Genomic DNA, 19,560 nt, shown 5'->3' with positions numbered 1-19,560 from the left:
AAGGCGCGCCGAGGGAAGACCGGCCGGCGCATTTGCATGGGGATGGAGCGCATGATCAATTCCCCGACTGTTGCTGCGGCAAAAGATAGCCTGTGGTCGAATGGTCGAGCACCAGATAACGCGCGGCGACGGCCTTGACCTCGTCGATGGTGACCTTGCGGACGCGGTCAGGCCTCTCGAGCACGTCCTTCACATTGCCACCGGTGGTGAGCGTCTTGCCATAAATGTTGGCGATGTGGTCCAGCTCATCGTGCGCAAAAATCACCGAGCGGATATAGCGGTCTTTGGCCTTGTCCAGCTCGTCGCTGGTGACGCCATCCTTGGCGATCCGGGCGATTTCGGCAACGGCCGCCGCTTCGAGATCGACGAGCTTTGCATCGCCGCGCGGCGAGCCGGAGATGGTGAAATTGGTGTCGTCTAGCATGGTGCCCTGGAAGGAGGCGCCGGCCGCCGAGGCTATGCCTTGCTTGACCACAAGCTCCTGATATAGCCGGCTGCGGTTACCGCCGCCGAGGATCTCGGCTAGCAGGTCGAGCGCCTCGGCCTCGCCGGGCTCTGCCGTATGATAGGACGGCACCACCCATTGAGTGGAAAAGCTCGGCACCGAAACGCGCGCATCGGTCAGCGTCACTGTGCGCCTGGTGTTCTGCTCCGGCTCGACCGGACGGTTGCGCGGGGGCAGGTCCGGCCCGCGCACAACCTTGCCATAGGTCTTCTCGGCCAGCGCCTTCACCGTCTCAGGCTCTACGTCGCCGGCCACCACCAGCACGGCGTTGTTCGGTCGGTAGTATTTGTTGTAGATGGTGAATGCGTCGGTGCCGTTCAGCTTCTCCATCTCCTGCATCCAGCCGATGACCGGAATGCGGTAGGGCTGGTTCTGCCGCAACGTCGCGTTGACCTCCTCGTCCAGCAGAGCATGCGGGTTCGTCTCTCTGTGCCAACGGCGCTCCTCCAGGATCACGTCGCGCTCGGTCTTGATATCATCGTCGTTGAGGATGAGGTTGAACATGCGATCGGCCTCGAAGCCCATCATCTCACCCAACGCCGAGGGCGCCACCGTCTCGAGGAAGGTGGTGTAGTCATAGGCGGTGAAGGCGTTATTGTAGCCGCCGATGGCTGAGACGGCTCGGTCGAACTCGCCGGCGGCGTGGTTGGTCGTCGCCTTGAACATCAGATGCTTGAGGAAATGGGCAAGGCCGGATTTGCCGGGTGGCTCGTCGGCGCTGCCGATCTTGTACCAGACCATATGAGTGACGATCGGCGCGCGGTGATCGGGGATGACGACCACTTCCATGCCGTTGTCGAGCAGAAAATCCGTCACCTTGCCGCCGGCAGTGGCGGCCAGAGCCGGAGCGGTCGTCACCAGGGCCAGCGCGGTGGCAATGAACGCGTTGCGCAGCCAGGCGGACGATCGATGGCTCCGGTTGTGGTGGCTGGTCGAAAGGCAAGGTTCGAGGCAAAGTGATTTGTCCCTAATTTTGATGAAGGCGCTGCGTCCCCGTCTCCCCGCGTGGGAGGATCGGCGGGTAGCGCCGAGCCAGATGAATAAGCTCTTCATGGAGCCAGGCCTTACCCGAGCCTCATCTTTGGATGGACCCAGGAGACCTGCGGCGGTATTTCTTGGTGAGGTGATCATGGGACGGATTCTCCTTGGTCCGCGACGCCTTGCGGATGACCAAGCATGCACCGTGCCAGATCAGAAAACCGTTCGAGGCAGTGGACAAATCGGGCTCTGCCATGTTGCGCATCCGACATTGTCGGACATCGGACAGGGCCGAACGCGACGCGCGCGGCTGAGAATATCTTCTTCGTTCGGAAGACGATTGGGCGCGCTGCCGGGGAGGGGTATAGGATGCGCTTCGAATGGCCGCTGCACTGACGGTGAGAATGGAGATGTTGGTCGCCGCAGCGGAACCCTGTCCTCGACAGCCAGACCGGGTCGATGCTGAAGGGCAGAGGCGTGAGCAGCCCAGCCAACTCGAGCGCGGAGCCTGCTCGCGCTAGGACGGATTTGATCCAAAAATCGGCAACTTGGGCGATATCGGCGAGGCGCTGGACAACGAAGATCGTAGGACTCGGGCGGGAAAAAACGATGCGGTCGCGCTTCTGGCGTAATGCGCCTGCCGCGAGGCCGTTGAGCCTGATGAGTTGCTGCGCGAAAGGAAAGGGGAGTGTTTGCGCGGGACCTTGGTCAGACGTAAGAAACAACCGTCGAGCTCGCCGTAGAGGGGCATGCAGGCACGTTTGTCGCTGGAGGACAGCAGCACGGAAGCTGTCCGCGCTTGCCGTCGTCGCTGGGTACCAAACAGGAGAATTTGGCGGTTGCGGTCGAATTCATCTGCGTAAATACCGACTGGCTGTGCTCGGTTTGCCGGCGAACAGATTTTGCCTTCTTTGCGGCTGCAAACGCATCCCTGGCGGCGTGGTCCCTTAGGTCAAGAGCATCGGGTGAGTAACAGCCTGATCCTGCTCAATCTGATACGCGCCAACCGCCTCGCCGGGTTGTGGAACCGCTCGCGGGTAGCTTCTACCACAAACAGCAAGGTCATGAAATCAAGTAGGATTGACGTTGATCGCTTGGGCGATTGTTTCTGACTTGCCCTTGAACTGGTCCAGCAAAACGGGCGTTATCGATCGCTTCCACGCTGGTGGCATCGATTAACCCCTCGACCCTCTTGAAACAATCCAATTCGAAACTCCTTCAAGCGCTTGCCAAGCCGTTATGCACGAAGGTAACTCCCTGAACTATCCGGCCTTTGACCTCGCGGCACGAGCAGCGGTCGGCCTTACGTCCCGTGCCTCCAAGCACCAGCCATAGATGTGGCGCTGAGGAGCGTTGGAAGGATCGGGCGCTTCCGGCCGTGCTCGAGCGGTAGTGTCGGACAGTGCTTGCTGGCGACTACGGCCAAGATGGAGTGCGCCAGCTGATCGGGGTTTAACAATTTTTCGCTTTTTGCTGCGCCCAAGTCTCGGCTATGAGTCGGGCAGGCCTGATGGCCTGCCCACGTTGCAATTGTTAAGGAGGAACACGTATATGCCGACTGGAACGGTAAAGTGGTTCAACAGCACCAAGGGGTTTGGATTTATCCAGCCCGACAATGGCGGTCCGGATGTTTTCGTCCACATTTCCGCTGTCGAACGCGCGGGCCTCTCGACCCTCGCTGACGGCCAGAAGATCAACTATGAGATCGAGCAGGATCGCCGCACCGGCAAATCCTCCGCTGGCAGCCTCAGCAAAGCTGGTTGAAATTTTCTCCTGCGTCCTGGCAAGAGTGGGCGCGTAGGTCCGGAGGTCCTCACGGCCGCTCGATGGGAGCGAGCAAAACTGAGGGCAGCAGATTGCTGCAGGCGTCGCGAATTCCTCATGAAACAAAGTTTTTTGAAAGGAAGGCGGGGTTGGCCCCGCCTTTTTATATGACGCGCAGATTAAGCCGATGGCTGCAACGCTCCAGAACGAATCTCGATTGCCGAAATCAAGCCGCGACCTTCTTGCGGGTTCGCTTCGTCGGGGCCGGCTCCGGCGCTTCCGGCGCTTTCGGTTTGCGGCCGAGCCCCATCGTCTTGGCCAATGACGAGCGCGCCGCGGCGTAGTTCGGCGCGACCATCGGATAATCCGCCGGCAGGCCCCATTTGGCCCGATATCCATCTGGCGTCAGCCCATAGTGGGTCGACAGATGGCGCTTTAGCGATTTGAATTTCTTCCCGTCCTCAAGGGAGATGAGGTAGTCCGGTGTCACCGACTTCCTGATCGGGACTGCAGGCGTAAGGGCAACCGGCTCTTCTGTAGAGACACCTCGGGCCGTCCCTTTCAGAGCCGCGTGCACTTGGCCGATGAGGGCAGGGAGATCCCCCACCGGGATCGGATTGTTGGAGACATAGGCTGAGACGACATCGGCCGTGAGCTCGATGAGGGTGTCGATGTTTTTTTCGGCTTCTTCTGTCATGAAACTCTCCAGGCGGCGTGAAACACAGTCGGCGAAGCGTCGCTTCATAGTGGCGGTCGCCGCTGAAAGCAACAAAGGTCTCGACAGGATTGTTGCGATGTTCGTCCAGCGAGATCTACGGCGCGGTATCCCGCCGTCGTGACCGTTGATCCGTCCGTTGTTGGCGAGCTGCCGCGGTGCTTGCGCATTTTCAGGCGCGTCTCGCCGTAAGCTTTGCGCCGAAATGACCAGTAATCTCGAAACGAAGCGGGCTATTTCTGTTTCGCCATCCTCTCTTTGGCTGTGAAATCGGTGGCAGAGCAGTGGCCGCTTCCTGATGGCGCGTGGAGGAACTATCAAGCGTTGATTCGCAATGGTCGAAACGATGTAGATTCATCCGGTGAGCCTCTCTCGCAGCAGGATATTAGGGTTTGGCCCGCTGGTAAACCGAGGACATCACGCCGCTGCTTTGCTGTTGAACCGCTATCGCTGTGACAACACATTCCGCAATGGTGGGCGGGTGTAGAGCAGGCGCCTGTTCACGCAAACCAGCGGTTCAGCAGGTCGGGAGGAACGAATGAGCTCAGGGACTTTCAGCAGCCCACTTTTTGTAAGGCGGGCGGTGCACATCGTGCAAGAGATTGCCAGTCCTGCGGATGCTATCGATTTTCTCAACGAATGACCAGAAGATGGCAGAGACCGGATCTACGAAGCCGCTCTCACGGCGTGCTTTGATGCATACAACGGACGAATACCTGCGAGCGCAGCGCGCAAGACTTTTTTCCGCTTTGGGGAACAGGTCGCCATATTGGAAGATGCAACCTCCGCGATGCAATGGCTCGCTGCCTGCATGTCGGGCAGTGGAAAAGCGCAAGTATCGGCGTCGCAGTCGTATCTGAAGCCGGAGCGGGAACGCCGACGAGGTTATTGTATCGAGATTTCGCCGGCATCTGGAGTGTACTATAGCGAACAAACAATATTGCGCGCTATGGCGATGTTAATCATCTTGTTGTAAACGAGCTTCTCGCGACAGGACTGCAACGCTTCCGGTGTGAAAATCACTGCGTGGGACTTGGTTCTCTCGAATTCATGACGGTAAATTGCCCTGTAATTATAGCAAAGCAGTTGGCCCATTGAAGCTGATAAACGAAGCCAAAATTGTGCTCCGTCGTCTGCCAATATTCGCTCGATGGAGGCTATAGGCCTCACAAGCCAATCAAAACAGCTACTCGGGCGCCCTTTGAAATTCGTGTAATTTTGCTCACCCGAAACGGCCCTCTACAGTCGAAATAAGATCGTCCCGCAAAGGTGCTACAAGACACTATCGCGGATCGATTTGGGCCCACGTCGATCTGGCGAAGGCAGGCGGAAGTCGAGCAGGACCTGCTGCGGAACAGATAACCGGCCCCAAACCGAATCGGACACGGTGGCCCCGATTTCTTCATAGTTGAAGGCGCAGAGAGAACCGAAGCACGGCTCCGGGCTCCGGCGCCGCCGCTTGCCGAGCAGCGATCCTCCGGCTCCCTGAAATCCAATCGAGAAGAGCGTTCACTTCCGAGACGGTCCCATCTCTGCCGCGAAAACAGGTGTCAGACCCCGGTCCTCTCCCGCAGCTGATCTAGCGCAGGGCGTTCATGAGCCGCATATCCCAGAGTGGCTGCGTGCACGACGCAGCGAGATCATTTATGAAAATCCTATTTAGTACGATGGCTGTCCCCTTGCTGGCAGCCACCGCTTTTGCTGCGGATTCGATCCCCGCAGACCTCAGAGAAACGGCACTGGCCACCTTCAGGGCTTTGCCATCCACCACGCCGGCAGTCGCCAACAACCCGATCACCCCGGAAAAGATCGCTCTCGGCAAGGCACTGTTCTTCGATCCACGCGTTTCTGCGTCAGGCGTCTTGTCGTGCAACTCGTGCCACAACCTGGCCACCGGCGGCGACGACAATCACGAAACCTCGATCGGCCATGGTTGGCAGAAGGGACCGCGCAACGCGCCGACTGTACTGAACGCTGTCTTCAACATCGCCCAGTTCTGGGACGGTCGTGCCGAAGACCTGAAGGCTCAGGCGAAGGGACCGGTCCAAGCCGGCGTCGAAATGGCCAATACACCGGGTCAAGTCGTCGCCACGCTCAAGTCGATGCCGCAATATGTCGAGTGGTTCGATGCAGCTTTTCCGGCTGAAGCCGATCGGGTCACCTTCGACAACTTCGCCAAGGCAATCGAAGCCTTCGAGGCGACACTGGTCACGCCGGCCCCCTTCGACAGCTTCCTGAATGGTGATGAGCTTGCCATGACTTCCGAACAGAAACAGGGCCTGGCGCTTTTCATGGACAAAGGCTGCTCGTCCTGCCATGCCGGCATCAACGTTGGTGGGGAAGCCTATTACCCATTCGGCCTCGTGGAACAGCCCAGCGCCGAGGTCCTGCCGGAAAAAGACAAGGGCCGATTTGCGGTCACCAATGCAGCCGACGACTCCTATGTTTTCCGCGTGGCGCCGCTGCGCAACGTTGCACTCACCGCGCCATACTTTCATTCGGGCAAGGTTTGGGATCTGAAACAGGCCGTTGCCATCATGGGAACCACCCAGCTTGGCGTGGTACTGGCGGACGAAGAAGTCGACCTGCTTGTTGCCTTCCTCAACTCGCTGACCGGAAAGGCACCCGAGGTCGCCTATCCCATCTTACCCGCCGAAACGGCGACAACACCCCGGCCTGTAACGCAGATCTTAGGAAAATAAACGGCCAGCTGACTACATCGCAATTGACAATGATTGCGACTTTTACTGGACGAGACGGGTCGCGACGTCCATGAGAACGCAAATGGCTCGTTTCCAAAGTGCAGACACTGCTTCCGTCACCAGCTCGTTGCGATGGAAACATGTTTGGGATCTGGCGTGCGACATGCCAAGGAAGGCGTCTGACGCATGAGGCTCGCGCGCTGTCGATACCGCGCGGCGGCCGGCCATCGCGCTGACGGCCGAATTGCCGCGCGCCGAAGTGATCGGCCCCCTTAGGGCGAAGGGGAAGCCACTCCGTCCTCCACGTCCAGCGATTCTTCGACTGCTTCCGGATTCCGGGCGATGGTCCAAAGGAGAGTATTCGCCGCTGCATCCGGTTTCGAGCGACCTTGCTCCCACGTTTCGAAGCGTTGCCAGATCGAGGCCATACCTCACGGAGAATGCCTCCTGAGAGAGCTTCGTGCGATCCCGGACTTCGCGAACACTTATCGGCCGCGGCGCATGAACCTTCCCGATCACGCCTGCGGACGACAGTTCATTCTTCAGTGCCAATAGGTCGTCAACGCAAGGAACCGTCACGAACGCCTTGCCGTGATCGACCATCTCCGTGAGTATCGCGTGGGCCGTCCTGAGCGGCAGCTGTCTCTTAACGAGAATCCGGGCGGCCTCAGGAGTATTCGCGCCGTGAAGAAAACTGAGGCTCAGTCGGACGGGAGAGCCTGACGACACCGGGACGACGTCCCGGGTTTGCACCCGTTGTCCGTACCGCTCCATGAATTTCGATGTAGTCGACATTAAGCTTCTCCGCGATCACTCGACCGAGCTTGCGCAATTTGGACCATCCCCACTGGAGGCATCGCGATAAAAGTACGCCAAACAAGCTAAGGGAGAACAAGGAGTGATCTGATTTCGTTCGACGCTCGTTTTCGAGAGCCGTTCTGGGTCGTTCGCATCAACTGTGTAGGCCAGCGGAGCGAGCAAGGAGCGCCAGATCCGGACAGGGCTGAGTGGGGTGTTTCTCCGAAAGATGGGGCCATGCCCTAAGGAACACGAGATGTAGTGGACTCGTCGATTCGCGCGGTTTCGATTCGCGCACCCGGGCACAACGCTTGGATAAGTCCCATCAGATGCTCTCCGGTGGCCGTCATCTGTTTAGCTGACATTGGGCCGAGGGCTTCCAGCACGAGCCACATGGCGCGGGTATGGACCGTGACCATGGTGCGCCGCCCCTGCCGCCAGTTCCAGCGGCGGCACGTGACACCGGCATCATCGCACCAGATGACTTCGCCCGGTTCGGGATGCTCGATTACCATTTCACCTTGCTGGATCGTGTCGAATGGCTCCGCTCCCTTCGCAATTAAAAGTCTCGGGACCCCCTGGTAAAGATCGAGATCCTCCCCGCCAATCGGAACGCCATACAACACGCTGACGGCATTGTAGGCATCAACCAGTGGGGAAATCCGCGGAGAGAGCCATCTTTCCGCACCCGCTTGAGAAGCGCGGCGGCCGAGCACGGCGTTCGATTGGCCTTTGTGCCGAAAGCCTCGTAGGCAACGGCCCACGCGGCAAGATGCGCGTCCCTTTGGACGTCATCGCGAAGCGCCGCCTGTTCCGCCGCCGCAATCGTGTCGTTCAACGCCTGTGCATCCGGCACGTCGATTTCAGCGTTCCGCACCACAATGCTGATCAGATGAAAATCCGGGTAGCGGGCCTTGATCTCGGGGGCAATCAATGGCGTGAAAGACATGGGATGCTCTTTTCTCATGAGGAGGCTTTGCGCTGCGGGTCGTTCGGGAAATGTTTGAAGAAAGGTGCTTGTCGAGCGTCCAGATCTTCTGGCATCGGCATGGTGCATGCCGCACCATGCGCTGGATAATTCCATCATTCGGCCGTGGACAAGGCCTGGTAGAGATCGTCGATTATCTCTTGCGGGTGCTCGAGCCCGCCTCGGCCGGCAACAAGCTACGCCTCCGCCAGATCCTCCATTTCATAAAAGGCAGCGGGCGCGATATGGATGTGAAGCAGCTTTCCTTGCCGGTTATGCATCGCTCTCGGAAATTCGTCTCGCACGAAAATCTGCCGCCAAACTGGCCTGATCAACAGCGCCAGTTGCATGGCGTTTTCCCAGTCCAGTTGGCTTTGCACGAAATGCGGTTCAGCCCAAGGGTCGGTTTCCTCGCCAGCACGCCACGTCCCGCCGTTTTAGCCACCGTGTCCCGGCAACGCGTCTTGCACCTGCTTGACAACCGCTCGCAGGATCTCAACGCCCTTCTCGATCTGCCGAATGCTCAAGGCGGCATAGCCCATGACAAGCCCCACGCGATCGATGTGGCCTTCGTCCGATTGCCGCTCGTAAAGGGGCGAGATCAGGTGCAGCCCCAGGCCCGCGCCTCGGGCGGCTTCGACCAGGGTCGTTTCCCGCGATCGCGGCAGTTCGTCGAACCAAACGACGACGTGCAGACCGGCATCTGCTCCCTGGACAGCGATGCGATCACCGAAGCTGCGCCGCAAGGCGCCCAACAACGTCTCCCGACGCTCGCCGTTCAGCCTGCGCACGCGCCGCACATGGCTTTCGTAGCCGCCACTCTCGATTAAAGAGGCCAGAGCCTCCTGTTCAGCTACCGGCGAATGCCGGTCCGCGAATTGTTTGGCGGTAGCGAAGACCTCCTGCAATTCCGTCGGGACGACGAGATAGCCGATACGCAGCATCGGCGAGAGCGTTTTGGAGATCGTGCCGAGGTAGATGACAGCCCCGTGGTCCTCAAGACTGTGCAGCGGAGGGACCGGATTGATATCGTAGCGATATTCGCTGTCGTAGTCGTCCTCGATCACATAGGCGTTGTTGTGCCGCGCCCATTCCAGAAGCTGATGGCGGCGCGCGATCGGCATGACGCCGCCCAGCGGAAACTGATGCGATGGCGTGACATAGGCCAGTCGTGCCCCGATCCCCGCCAGCAACTCCGTCTTCATCCCGTCCTCGTCGACGGTGACCGGGACGGGCGAGGCGCCTGTGCTGGCAAAGACCTGACGCGCCATCCTGTAGCACGGATCCTCTATGACGAAGCTGTCGGCGGGATCGAGAAGCAGGCGCGCGCACAGGTCGAGGCCCTGCTGCGAACCGTTGACGATGATGATCTGCTCGAGGTCGCAGCTCAGGGTTCGGGCGCGCCAGAGATAGCCCTGCAACGCTTGGCGCAGCCGGCGCGAGCCGCGAGGATCGTCATAGGCAAGACGCAACGGGCGCTGCGCCATCGCCTCGTTCATCGCGCGTTTCCAGATCAATGCAGGGAAATCCGACGGCGCCAGGTCACCGTAGCGGAAATCGACCTTTAGCGCGTTCAGCAGATAATCTGGCCAGGGCGGTGTGGCGCGCAGTCGTCCCCCATAGGCGGACAGAAGAACCTGGCCGACCCGTTTCGCGGAAATGCGGCTTGTCTCAGGGCCGATCAACGAAGACACGACGCGAGGTCGTGCGCCTTGACGGACTTCGATGAAACCTTCCGCAGCCAGTTGCTCATAGGCGACCGTCACGGTCGTTCGCGAAACCCCAAGGTCATTTGCGAGGCCTCGGGAGGACGGCAGCTGACTGCCGGTTTCATAAACGCCGCCGAGGATTTGCTCGCGAAGAGCCTCGTAGATCTGGCGTGCACCCATCGCGTGCGTGCGACCTGCAGAACCGGCACTTGAAGACTGGACCATTTCATTCATCGCCAACTGGATATTTCACATTGGCCAGTTTGCCGGCAATCTTTCGGAAACCCAAGAAAGATCTAGAGGCCGAATGACCCGCTCCTATCAATCCGAAACCGATACTCTCACGCGGTCGCTCAACGACACCGGTCCCGGATTCGCCACTCGGGCCATCCATCATGGCTACGATCCCGCCGGCTTTTCCAATGCCGTTCAGCCGCCAGTCTTCTTGACCTCGACCTATGGATTCGAAAGCGTGGCAGCGAACGAGGCCGCCGCCGCGCTTGGTGGAAGGCTCTATGCGCGCGAATACAACCCGACGACGGAGATCCTCGAACAACGGCTTGCCAATCTGGAAGGAGCCGAGGCAGGTCTGGTCGTTGCCTCGGGGATGGCGGCTTTCGGGACGCTGATCCTGTCGCTCCTGTCCCAAGGCGATGAACTCATCGTCGACAGGACGCTTTATGTGAACACGCTTGCCATGGTCGAACAGGCGGTCCCCCGCTTCGGCATCAAGGTCGTCGCGGTCGACCTGTCCGATCCTCACAATCTCGATGCCGCGATTACCGAGCGGACCCGGCTTGTTTTCTTCGAGACGCCGGTGAATCCGCTGAGCCGCATCTGCGACATCGCTGCCATTGCCGAGCGCGCCCACGCGCGCGGTGTAAAGGTTGCAGTCGACAGCACCTTCGCCTCCCCCGCGCTCCAGCGGCCGCTCGAACATGGGGCAGACCTCGTGCTCCACTCGCTGACCAAATACATCAATGGGCACGGCGATGCCCTTGGCGGGGCGATTCTCGGCGACGCGCCAACGCTCCGCACGCTGCACGAAACGGGCTTGCGCTACATCACCGGCGCAGCGCTCTCGCCCATGTCAGCCTTCCTGATCCTGCGCGGTCTGAAGACGCTCACTCTGCGCATGGAACGGCACAGCGCCACGGCCCTTGCGGTGGCTCAGGCGCTCGAGGCGCACCCGGCGGTGGCATGGGTGAGTTATCCCTTCCTCGACTCGCACCCTGATCAGGTGACGGCGCGAAAGCAGATGTCCCAAGGGTCGGGCATGTTGGCCTTTGGCCTGCGCGCTGGATACGAAGGCGCGCGCCGGATGATGGACCGGCTCAACCTGATCACCCGGGCTGTCAGCCTCGGCGATGCCGACAGCCTCATCTATCATCCGGCAAGCCTGACCCGTGCTCGTCAGCCGATCCGCAAGGATGCGCATCTGGCCGATGGAGTCGGCGAGGACCTCATGCGTCTCTCGGTGGGTCTTGAAGACGCCGATGACCTCATCGCCGACCTGCGGCGGGCTCTGGACGCCCTGTGATGACCTGTCGTCCGGCCAGTCCTGCGCTCACGCACAAACCTGGAGCCTTGCCATGGCATTCCTGAGCGGTCTTTCCGCGTTTCCCATCACGCCCGCCGATCGTGACGGCCGCGTCGATACCGTTGCTCTGCGCAGGCTGATTGCTCGGCTTGGCGCCGCTCAGGTCGACTCCATCGGTCTTCTCGGCAGCACCGGCACCTACATGTATCTGTCGCGCGAGGAACGGCGACGGACGCTCGCCGAGACCTTGGACGAAATCGCCGGGCGAATGCCGGTCGTGGTGGGTGTGGGCGCGCTGCGCACCGACGAAGCAGTGAGGCTCGCGCAGGACGCCAAGGCCCTTGGAGCTGCTGCGGGTTTGCTTGCCGCCGCCTCCTACACCCCGCTTACTGATGACGAGGTGTTCGAACATTTCTCGACTGTGGCGAGCGGAAGCGGCCTGCCGATCGTCGTCTACGACAATCCAGGAACGACGCATTTCCGTTTCACCCCAGCACTCGTCAGCCGCCTGGCAAAGGTGCGGGGGATCGTCGCTATCAAGAATCCGACAGACAAGGGCGATGCGATCAAGAGCCATCTGGCCGACCAGAGGCGCACTGTGCCGGAAGGGTTCTCGATCGGCTACAGCGGCGACTGGAACGCCGCAGAGGCCATGATCGCCGGCGCCGACACATGGTACAGCGTCCTCGCCGGCATCCTGCCCGAGGTCTGCGTGACGATCGTCACGGCGGCGCAACAGGGCGATGCGGCCGAAGCGCGACGGATCGATGCCACGCTTGCGCCGTTCTGGAACCTCTTCAAGGAGTTTTCGAGCCTTCGCGTCGTCTTTGCACTTGCCGAATTGCTCGACATTTGCCGTGCCGACCCTCCGCGTCCCATCCTGCCTCTGCCCTCAGCAGTGAAGCGCCAGATCGCCGCCGCGTTGGAACGCTTGCCATCGGATGCCAACCGGTGAACAGCGAACCCGGCGGCCAGTGAAAGGAACTGTCATGTATGTACCCGCGCATTTCGATGAACCGAGCCGAGAAGTCCTTTACGAACTGATCGAGAACAACGCCCTTGGCGTGCTGATAACCCATGGCCGGAGCGGTCTCGACGCCAATCACATCCCCTTCGAACTCGACACGTCACAGGGAGAAAACGGTACCCTTCGCTGCCACGTCGCACGCAACAATCCAGTTTGGCAGGACGTGGCGACCGGCGATGAGGTGCTCGTGGTGTTCCGCGCCGCCGACGCCTACATTTCGCCGCAGTGGTATCCGAGCAAGCAGGAGTTCCACAAGCAGGTGCCGACCTGGAACTACCTCGTCGCACATGCATATGGATGGATCACAATCCACGACGACGAACGCTATGTCCGCCGCAATGTCGCCAAACTGACCCACAGGCACGAGGCGACCCAGCCTGTCCCGTGGAAGATGGGTAACGCGCCGAAGGACTTCATCGACACTATGGTCAAGGCGATCATCGGCCTGGAGATCGAGATCACCCGCCTTGTAGGCAAAGCCAAGCTCAGCCAGAACAAGGAGGCACGTGATATCTGCAATGCCGGCGAAATGCTGAACGCCCAAGGCGACCGCCGCGTCGGTCAGGCGATGCTTGCAGCCGCCGCCCGGAAGCCCAAACAAGGCTGAAGAGCGTGGCTCATCGCACTTTGATGAATGTCAGCAAAGCTTACCCTGGATGGTGCTGCGAAAAGCCGAGCGAACGATAAACGCCTGGCACACGAAATTGCACGTGCCGAAGGAAAGTGCACATTCTCGCTCGAGTGACTTATTTCAAAGGATGTGATCGCGTTTTGGCACATTCACGGCCCACATGCGGCAGCCGGTAACTCATCACATGGTGAGCAACCACGAAACCCTCCGGCCTACACTTTCTCCCGGAGCGCGCGTGCTGCAGCAACCATGTTCATGAGGGCAGGGCGGACCTCCTCCCACTTGCGGGTTTTGAGGCCACAGTCCGGGTTTACCCACAGTTGGGCATCGGACAGTCGCTCGCGGGCAAGCATGACGAGATCCGAAATCTCGCCGACTTCCGGGACCCGTGGTGAGTGAATGTCGTAGACTCCGGGCCCGATTTCATTCGGATATTTGGAGCTCGTGAAGGCGTCCAGCAGTTCCATTTTCGAGCGCGACGTCTCAATCGAAATGACATCCGCATCCATTTCAGCGATCGCGTCGATGATCTCGTTGAACTCCGAATAGCACATGTGGGTATGGATTTGAGTCGCGTCCTTTACGCCCGTTGAAGCGATCCGGAAGCATTCGACAGCCCAGTCGAGATAGTCGTTCCAATCAGACTGGCGCAGTGGCAATCCTTCGCGAAACGCGGCCTCATCGATCTGGATCATCCTTGCGCCGGACCATTCGAGATCCGTCACTTCGTCGCGGATGGCGAGCGCGATCTGGCGGCATGCTTCGGAGCGGGGTACGTCGTCGCGAACAAATGACCAGTTGAGAATGGTCACTGGGCCTGTGAGCATTCCCTTCACAGGGTTTTCCGTAAGCGACTGGGCGAACTGCCACCAGCGCAGCGTCATCGGATTGGGCCTCGATACGTCGCCGAAGATGATGGGGGGGCGCACGTAACGCGACCCATAGCTCTGCACCCAGGCATGCTGGGTGAAGGCGAAGCCGGACAGCTGCTCGCCGAAATGCTGTACCATGTCGTTTCGTTCGAACTCACCGTGCACCAGCACGTCCAGCCCGATCTCTTCCTGCCAGCGAATTGCAGCCTCGATCTCCTTCTTCAGGAAGGTCTCGTAGTCGACATAGCTCAGCTGGCCCTTCGCATGAGCGGCCCGCGCCCTGCGTACCTGCGGCGTCTGCGGGAAGGACCCGATGGTCGTCGTCGGGAACGGCGGCAGTCCGAGCGTGCCGGCCTGGACTCTGGAGCGCTCGGCAAAAGCGCTCTCTCGTCGCTTCATGCTGTCGTCAATGCTGGCGATCCGCCCCTCAACCAGCGGTTCATGGATCTTCGTGGATGTCACGCGAGTGGCGGCAGCCTCGGCAGACGCTTTCAACGCGCCTGCCACCGCATCCCTGCCTTGGGACAGGGCCCGGGCAAGCAACACCAACTCGTCGGTCTTCTGGGCCGCGAAGGCGAGCCACGACCTGATGTCCGCGTCGAGTTCCGTCTCCATGCGGAGGTCGATCGGCACATGCAGCATCGAGCAAGAAGGCGCGATCTCGACGCGGTCCAAGGGCCAGCCGGCGACGATCGGTTTGATGCGGTCGAGAATGGCGGGCAGGTTCGCACGCCAGACGTTGCGGCCATCGATCAAGCCAAGCGAGAGCACCAGATCCTTCCGTGCGAGCCGACCCACCGTTTCCAGCTGCTCGGGAGCGCGCACGAGATCAATATGCAGCCCGGCCAGGGGCAGAGAAACCGCGGTTTCGAGATTGTCTCCCAGCGGCCCGAAATAGGTAGCCAGCATGATCTTCAGCTCGGGCGCGGCTTTCGACAGCTGGCCATAGGCGAATTCGAACGCAGCTCGTTCGTTCGGGTTCAGATCGAGGACAAGCGCTGGCTCATCGATCTGCACCCAGTCGGCTCCAGACAGCTTCAGCCTCTGCAGGAGTTGCTCGTAGACGGGCAGCAGCCGCGGCAGGAGCGCGATGGGATCGAATCCTTCGGCAGGCGATTTCGCCAGCTTGAGGAAGGTGATCGGTCCAAGGATGACTGGGCGTGTGTGAACGCCGAGAGCTTTAGCCTCGATGAAGTAATCGACCGGTTTCGTCGACGAGAGGGCGAACGTCTGATCATCGTTGAGTTCCGGCACAATGTAGTGATAGTTGGTGTCAAACCACTTGGTCATTTCCATCGCGGTTACATCAGACCGATGAGCCGCCTGCTGGTGACCAGCGTGTCGACAATCCTCCGTCTGACCCTGGTTGCCCCGCCCCATTGCGAAGTAGATTTCAAGTGGAACCTCGCCGCTATTCCAGCCGTAACGGGATGGAACGGCGCCGACCATGGCTGCGGTGTCGAGCACATGATCGTAGAGCGAGAAGTCGTTCGACGGGATTTTCGACACGCCGCGATCGTGCTGCTCCTCCCAGCTAGCGGCACGGAGCGCCTTCGCACTGGTGAGAAGGTCGCCAGCGGAAGATTTTCCGGACCAGTAGCTTTCAAGCGCGAATTTCAGTTCTCGCTTACGACCGAAGCGCGGCACGCCGAGCGTTGCTACAGGAATTTGCTGAGAGACAGTCATGCCAGACCCCGATGGTTGGGGCGTCGGTGACAAGGAAGGCGCTAGCAGGCCGGCACGAACGCCAGGCTGCAGCGGCCACCGAGACACCCCGCCCGTGGACGTAATTCGCCGTGGCAGGTCTCCTGGCTCGCGGGGTCATAGCCTCTACCCGTCTTCCCAAGGCTATTCGCCTCAGTGACATGAGTGGGGTTGGCTCGCCGCTAACAGTTGCGGGGGCAGCGCCGGCATCGCACCGGCTTCCCTCTTAGCTCCGCTGCGGCAGCGCCGTACGGAGAACCACGACACGGGAGACAATTACAGCAGTTCGCTTCCTTGTCAACGCCGCATAAAGAAATGTTTATGTCGTTATGTTAAATTCGGGTTGCATGTTTCCCAAAGGTCGTCTCGAAAGCCAGGACTGTGGGAGCCTTGAGCGCCTGGTAAATCAAAGCAATGACGCACAGCGGTCCAGCAGGATAGGAGTTCGTCGGCTGCCGGCGGCAACCATACCGTTAAGCGCCGTGGTGCTGCTTCCCGCATCATGCGAACGCCACCTCGGCGTCGAACTTCGTTCCGAGGTTCCGACCGCTTCTTTGGTGATCTGCTCGCGACCATATTCGGCTCAATGGCGAGGCTGTTGCCCATGTGGAAGGTGTTGGCTGTGATGCCCTCGGTGATACGACACAACGACTTCGAGGGGAGCACCCGAGGCCCGCTGCAGCCGCGTGTTGCGAAGTGATCGAGGCCAATGTCTCGAACTGCTTGTTCGCAGCCCACCGGCTCAAGGGAACCCGGCTTAAACCACCGGGCCAGCTCAAGTCCTGTCCAAATGAGGCCTGAGCGGCAAATCGTCGTGCACGCGCACGGTTTGGCGTTCGATCTTGTGATGCGTCTTGGGCGGGCAATCGCCACGGTGCAGCGCTTCCAGGCGCGCAACGATTTCGGCGTCATCCTGGGTCTGCCTGTTGTTGTGGCGAACATACTCGACCCAGGTTGGCACATGATAGCACTCGGTCCATAGTTCGGGCTTTTCCAGGTCACGCAGCAACGCCCATTGTCTGGCGCCATCTCGCAGCCGGGCTTTTCGCCACGATGTCATCACACTGAGAAATTCTGGGACATCTCTCTGATCGATACGATAATCGACCATCACCATGATCGGACCGCTTCGTGGCCGCAGGTTAAGTTGCAGCGTCGGTTCGCTGAACTTGTTGGTCGGATCCAGATTGAGCGTTTCGAAATCCGGCTGAGGCAGAACGATCCCCATCAGTCCACCAATCACAAGAACCACGCTGGCGACGAGGAAGGCTCCCGAAACACCTTGGACATCCGCCAGTTCGCCCCAAAGCCAGCTTCCCGCCGCCATGCCGCCGTATGTGGCCGTCTGATAGAGAGACAGGGCGCGTCCAACCACCCACCGCGGCGCCGAAAGCTGCACTGTGACGTTAAACAGCGAGAATGATTGAATCCAAGCCGCACCGGCCGGCATGAGGAGGAGACAGCTCAGCCAAACGTGCTCACTCCATGCCAGAAAGAAGCAGCTGATCGCCAATATAAAGAACGCACCGCGAATGACCCATTCGTTGGAGAGAACTTCTCGGACCCGCCCGATGAGGAGCGCGCCGCAAATCGCTCCCAGGCCGAAGAAGCCGAGCATCACGCCGTAGGTGACCGCAGTCCCTTTGATCTGTTCGCGCGCAACCAACGGCAGGAGAGCCAAAATGACAACGGCGGTGAGGCCGAAAATGAAACTCCGGCACATCACCTTGAGGAGGTTCGGCGACAAGAGCACGTAACGGAAGCCCGCCGCCATCGCACTGCCGAAAGCCTCCCGCGGCAACGCTTGTCGTGCCCGTGCGGCTTTCCACCGCAACAGCGCAGCGATCAGAGCGAAGTAGCAAAAGACGTTGAAGAGGAACGCGAAGGCCGCACCGGCTGTGGCCACGATTATGCCGCCAATCGCCGGCCCGATGCTGCGCATGAGATTGTAGCTCATGCCGTTGAGCGCAACCGCGCTTGGCAGGTGTTCGCGAGGCAGGATATCCCCCATCGAGGCTTGCCAAGAGGGATCGTGCAATGCCCAACCACAGCCGATCAGGAAGGTGAGACCCAGAAGGGTCCAGGGTGTCATTTCCCCCGCATAGGTCAGGAACGCCAGGAAGGCGGATACGCAGACCATCAGCAGTTGCGCAGTCAACATGATCCGGCGACGGTCAAAGTTGTCCGCGAGCGCTCCCGCCGCGAGCGAGAAGATCATGTAGGGGAGGGTGGTCGATGACTGGACAAGCGCCACCATTCCATGGGAGGTGGCGATGCTCGTCATCAGCCAAGCCGCCGCCACACCTTCCACCAGCGTGCCAAGGTTCGAAACGAGTGCAGCCGACCATAGCGAACGGAAGGTCTTGTGCTGAAAAGGAACGAGTGAAGATGTTCTCTTCGCCATTGTGGGAAGCTTCGGGATCGACCGCGGGGCTGGATTTGTTTCGCCTCACTCAACCATGGCCTCGCCTACAAGCCAAGCTGCCACAGTGGCGCGCCTGCTAACCCAGAAAACTTGGCGGCCTTACAGGCATGCGCAGGACGCGCGAAGCCGCTCAAATCCCCCCAGATGGGTCAGCCATCGAAGACCGGCATCACTTGCCCGTTGAGCGGCTATACGATAGTGCTCCGCGCTAAGCAGGAAGCGCCAAAAATTCGAGCGGCGACTTCATTCTTCTATTCAGGAAGGAACTATGAGGCGGCAGACGCGACCATTCACCGTGGAAGTCAAACAAAAGCGCAATTATCAAAAAGCCGCACGTTCCATCTGGGGCAATTTCGACATCGCCGCGGCGATGGCCGAGACAACAAAGGAAGTCGAGCCGTTAAATCGTCAGCTTGTTGACTCTACTGTCGTGGCCCCTGATGCTGAACCTTTGCACAAACCGCGAGTGAAACATTTCATGGCCAATCCCCTGGAAACCGAGTCAGCAGTAGTTCATAGCGAACCGGCAGACAAAGCGGGAACGCCAAAACCGAAGACGAGAGCGCGGCGGTCGAGGAAGCCAGGAGCTGAGGCGAGCGCCGGCGCCAAGCCGATATCCGCGACCACTGAAGCACCGCCGTCAGCGCGAACAGGCCGAAAGAGCTACTCCGCGAAGGATCGTGCCCAAAAGCTGGCGCAGATCGAGACCTCGATCGGCGGCGGCGCTACTCTCAAGAGCGCGGTGAAGCAAGCCGGCATCTCGGAACAGACATATTATCTTTGGAAGAAGGCGGCGGCGCCTGCGGCGGACAGTGACGGGCTGAAGGATCTCGTCGCGCTCGAGGAAGAAAACAAGCGGCTAAAGAGCCTGCTTGCCGATCGTCTCCGCAAGGAGAATGCGGAACTGAAGAAAAGGCTTGGGCTGGATTAAGGAGGGTGGCAGCTGGTTCTTGGCTCGCCGCGCTACAGCAACCCCGCCTGCTCGGCCTCGTGGCGCAAATTCTGGCTTGGCCTCGGGCCGATCTGCTGGATGACCAGCCCGGCGGCCAGCGAGCCGAGATCGCCGCACTGCTTCAGGCTGCGGCCTTGCGTGTAGCCGTAGAGGAAACCGGCGGCATAGAGGTCGCCGGCGCCTGTCGTGTCGACCAGCTCGCGGATCCTGGTCGCCTCGATGGTGACGGTCTCGTCGCCGCGCACGATCACCGAGCCCTTTTCCGAGCGGG

14 protein-coding genes, 1 pseudogene and 1 riboswitch are annotated in these 19,560 nt (G+C 60.1%); of the genes and pseudogenes, 7 read left to right on the top strand and 8 right to left on the bottom strand.

Annotated features, from left to right (window positions below):
• Positions 1 to 55: 55 nt before the first annotated feature.
• Complete coding sequence (locus NKJ35_RS28435) at positions 56 to 1,558, bottom strand: M16 family metallopeptidase (protein WP_352650836.1); 1,503 nt, start codon at positions 1,556 to 1,558, stop codon at positions 56 to 58.
• 1,476 nt (positions 1,559 to 3,034) lie between these two features.
• Here NKJ35_RS28435 and NKJ35_RS28430 point away from each other — a divergent pair.
• Positions 3,035 to 3,247: a cold-shock protein gene (locus NKJ35_RS28430; RefSeq protein WP_023679670.1), complete on the top strand. Its 213-nt coding sequence runs from the start codon at positions 3,035 to 3,037 to the stop codon at positions 3,245 to 3,247.
• 226 nt (positions 3,248 to 3,473) lie between these two features.
• Here the strand turns inward: NKJ35_RS28430 and NKJ35_RS28425 are convergent, their stop codons facing one another.
• Entirely contained in the window at positions 3,474 to 3,944 is a 471-nt protein-coding gene (locus NKJ35_RS28425) for a Ros/MucR family transcriptional regulator (protein ID WP_352615682.1), read from the bottom strand.
• A 679-nt stretch (positions 3,945 to 4,623) separates the two neighbouring features.
• Between NKJ35_RS28425 and NKJ35_RS28420 the strand changes: the two are divergent.
• Together NKJ35_RS28420 and NKJ35_RS28415 are read left to right on the top strand one after the other, a co-directional pair.
• A pseudogene (locus NKJ35_RS28420) lies at positions 4,624 to 4,938 on the top strand (DUF982 domain-containing protein); the annotation flags it as partial.
• Positions 4,939 to 5,608: 670 nt separating this feature from the next.
• Positions 5,609 to 6,664 (top strand): cytochrome-c peroxidase, encoded by a 1,056-nt coding sequence (locus tag NKJ35_RS28415; RefSeq protein WP_352650835.1) that lies wholly within the window; start codon positions 5,609 to 5,611, stop codon positions 6,662 to 6,664.
• 1,040 nt (positions 6,665 to 7,704) lie between these two features.
• Here NKJ35_RS28415 and NKJ35_RS28410 read toward each other — a convergent pair.
• From NKJ35_RS28410 to pdxR, 3 genes are all read right to left on the bottom strand, one after another.
• Complete coding sequence (locus NKJ35_RS28410; protein WP_352650833.1) at positions 7,705 to 8,178, bottom strand: B3/B4 domain-containing protein; 474 nt, start codon at positions 8,176 to 8,178, stop codon at positions 7,705 to 7,707.
• Positions 8,179 to 8,626: 448 nt separating this feature from the next.
• Positions 8,627 to 8,779, bottom strand: a complete 153-nt coding sequence (locus tag NKJ35_RS28405; RefSeq protein WP_352650871.1) for a hypothetical protein — start codon at positions 8,777 to 8,779, stop codon at positions 8,627 to 8,629.
• A gap of 87 nt (positions 8,780 to 8,866) precedes the next feature.
• Positions 8,867 to 10,372 (bottom strand): MocR-like pyridoxine biosynthesis transcription factor PdxR, encoded by a 1,506-nt coding sequence (pdxR, locus tag NKJ35_RS28400; RefSeq protein ID WP_352650858.1) that lies wholly within the window; start codon positions 10,370 to 10,372, stop codon positions 8,867 to 8,869.
• Between the two features lie 73 nt (positions 10,373 to 10,445).
• Here pdxR and NKJ35_RS28395 point away from each other — a divergent pair, with 73 nt between their 5' ends.
• From NKJ35_RS28395 to NKJ35_RS28385, 3 genes are read left to right on the top strand one after another with little or no spacing between them, the layout of a single operon-like run.
• Complete coding sequence (locus NKJ35_RS28395) at positions 10,446 to 11,678, top strand: trans-sulfuration enzyme family protein (protein ID WP_352650831.1); 1,233 nt, start codon at positions 10,446 to 10,448, stop codon at positions 11,676 to 11,678.
• 52 nt (positions 11,679 to 11,730) lie between these two features.
• Entirely contained in the window at positions 11,731 to 12,633 is a 903-nt protein-coding gene (locus NKJ35_RS28390; protein WP_352650830.1) for a dihydrodipicolinate synthase family protein, read from the top strand.
• 34 nt (positions 12,634 to 12,667) lie between these two features.
• The gene (locus NKJ35_RS28385) at positions 12,668 to 13,312 is read left to right on the top strand and encodes an FMN-binding negative transcriptional regulator (protein WP_352650829.1); all 645 of its coding nucleotides are present in this window, start codon (positions 12,668 to 12,670) and stop codon (positions 13,310 to 13,312) included.
• 236 nt (positions 13,313 to 13,548) lie between these two features.
• Here the strand turns inward: NKJ35_RS28385 and metE are convergent, their stop codons facing one another.
• Together metE and NKJ35_RS28375 are read right to left on the bottom strand one after the other, a co-directional pair.
• Positions 13,549 to 15,894, bottom strand: coding sequence for a 5-methyltetrahydropteroyltriglutamate--homocysteine S-methyltransferase (metE, locus tag NKJ35_RS28380; RefSeq protein ID WP_352650827.1), 2,346 nt, complete (start codon positions 15,892 to 15,894; stop codon positions 13,549 to 13,551).
• Between the two features lie 95 nt (positions 15,895 to 15,989).
• A riboswitch (cobalamin riboswitch) is annotated at positions 15,990 to 16,190 on the bottom strand.
• A gap of 497 nt (positions 16,191 to 16,687) precedes the next feature.
• Positions 16,688 to 18,316 (bottom strand): MFS transporter, encoded by a 1,629-nt coding sequence (locus NKJ35_RS28375; protein WP_352650825.1) that lies wholly within the window; start codon positions 18,314 to 18,316, stop codon positions 16,688 to 16,690.
• Positions 18,317 to 18,605: 289 nt separating this feature from the next.
• Between NKJ35_RS28375 and NKJ35_RS28370 the strand changes: the two genes are divergently transcribed.
• The gene (locus tag NKJ35_RS28370; RefSeq protein ID WP_352650824.1) at positions 18,606 to 19,268 is read left to right on the top strand and encodes a transposase; all 663 of its coding nucleotides are present in this window, start codon (positions 18,606 to 18,608) and stop codon (positions 19,266 to 19,268) included.
• Between the two features lie 32 nt (positions 19,269 to 19,300).
• Here NKJ35_RS28370 and NKJ35_RS28365 read toward each other — a convergent pair.
• The coding region (locus NKJ35_RS28365) for a PfkB family carbohydrate kinase (RefSeq protein WP_352650823.1) at positions 19,301 to 19,560 on the bottom strand (260 nt) is incomplete at its 5' end.

It is taken from the genome of Mesorhizobium sp. M0136, assembly GCF_040322515.1.
GTDB lineage: Bacteria > Pseudomonadota > Alphaproteobacteria > Rhizobiales > Rhizobiaceae > Mesorhizobium.
Note: the sequence above shows the minus strand (reverse complement) of the source record. Positions and strands in the feature narration are given on the sequence as shown.

Excerpts from the sequence above, each read along its gene's own strand:
- NKJ35_RS28435 (WP_352650836.1), bottom strand. The coding sequence starts at position 1,558 with ATGAAGAGCTTATTCATCTGGCTCGGCGCTACCCGCCGATCCTCCCAC.
- NKJ35_RS28430 (WP_023679670.1), top strand. The coding sequence starts at position 3,035 with ATGCCGACTGGAACGGTAAAGTGGTTCAACAGCACCAAGGGGTTTGGA.
- NKJ35_RS28425 (WP_352615682.1), bottom strand. The coding sequence starts at position 3,944 with ATGACAGAAGAAGCCGAAAAAAACATCGACACCCTCATCGAGCTCACG.
- NKJ35_RS28415 (WP_352650835.1), top strand. The coding sequence starts at position 5,609 with ATGAAAATCCTATTTAGTACGATGGCTGTCCCCTTGCTGGCAGCCACC.
- NKJ35_RS28405 (WP_352650871.1), bottom strand. The coding sequence starts at position 8,779 with ATGCAACTGGCGCTGTTGATCAGGCCAGTTTGGCGGCAGATTTTCGTG.
- pdxR (WP_352650858.1), bottom strand. The coding sequence starts at position 10,372 with ATGAATGAAATGGTCCAGTCTTCAAGTGCCGGTTCTGCAGGTCGCACG.
- NKJ35_RS28395 (WP_352650831.1), top strand. The coding sequence starts at position 10,446 with ATGACCCGCTCCTATCAATCCGAAACCGATACTCTCACGCGGTCGCTC.
- NKJ35_RS28390 (WP_352650830.1), top strand. The coding sequence starts at position 11,731 with ATGGCATTCCTGAGCGGTCTTTCCGCGTTTCCCATCACGCCCGCCGAT.
- NKJ35_RS28385 (WP_352650829.1), top strand. The coding sequence starts at position 12,668 with ATGTATGTACCCGCGCATTTCGATGAACCGAGCCGAGAAGTCCTTTAC.
- metE (WP_352650827.1), bottom strand. The coding sequence starts at position 15,894 with ATGACTGTCTCTCAGCAAATTCCTGTAGCAACGCTCGGCGTGCCGCGC.
- NKJ35_RS28375 (WP_352650825.1), bottom strand. The coding sequence starts at position 18,316 with ATGGCGAAGAGAACATCTTCACTCGTTCCTTTTCAGCACAAGACCTTC.
- NKJ35_RS28370 (WP_352650824.1), top strand. The coding sequence starts at position 18,606 with ATGAGGCGGCAGACGCGACCATTCACCGTGGAAGTCAAACAAAAGCGC.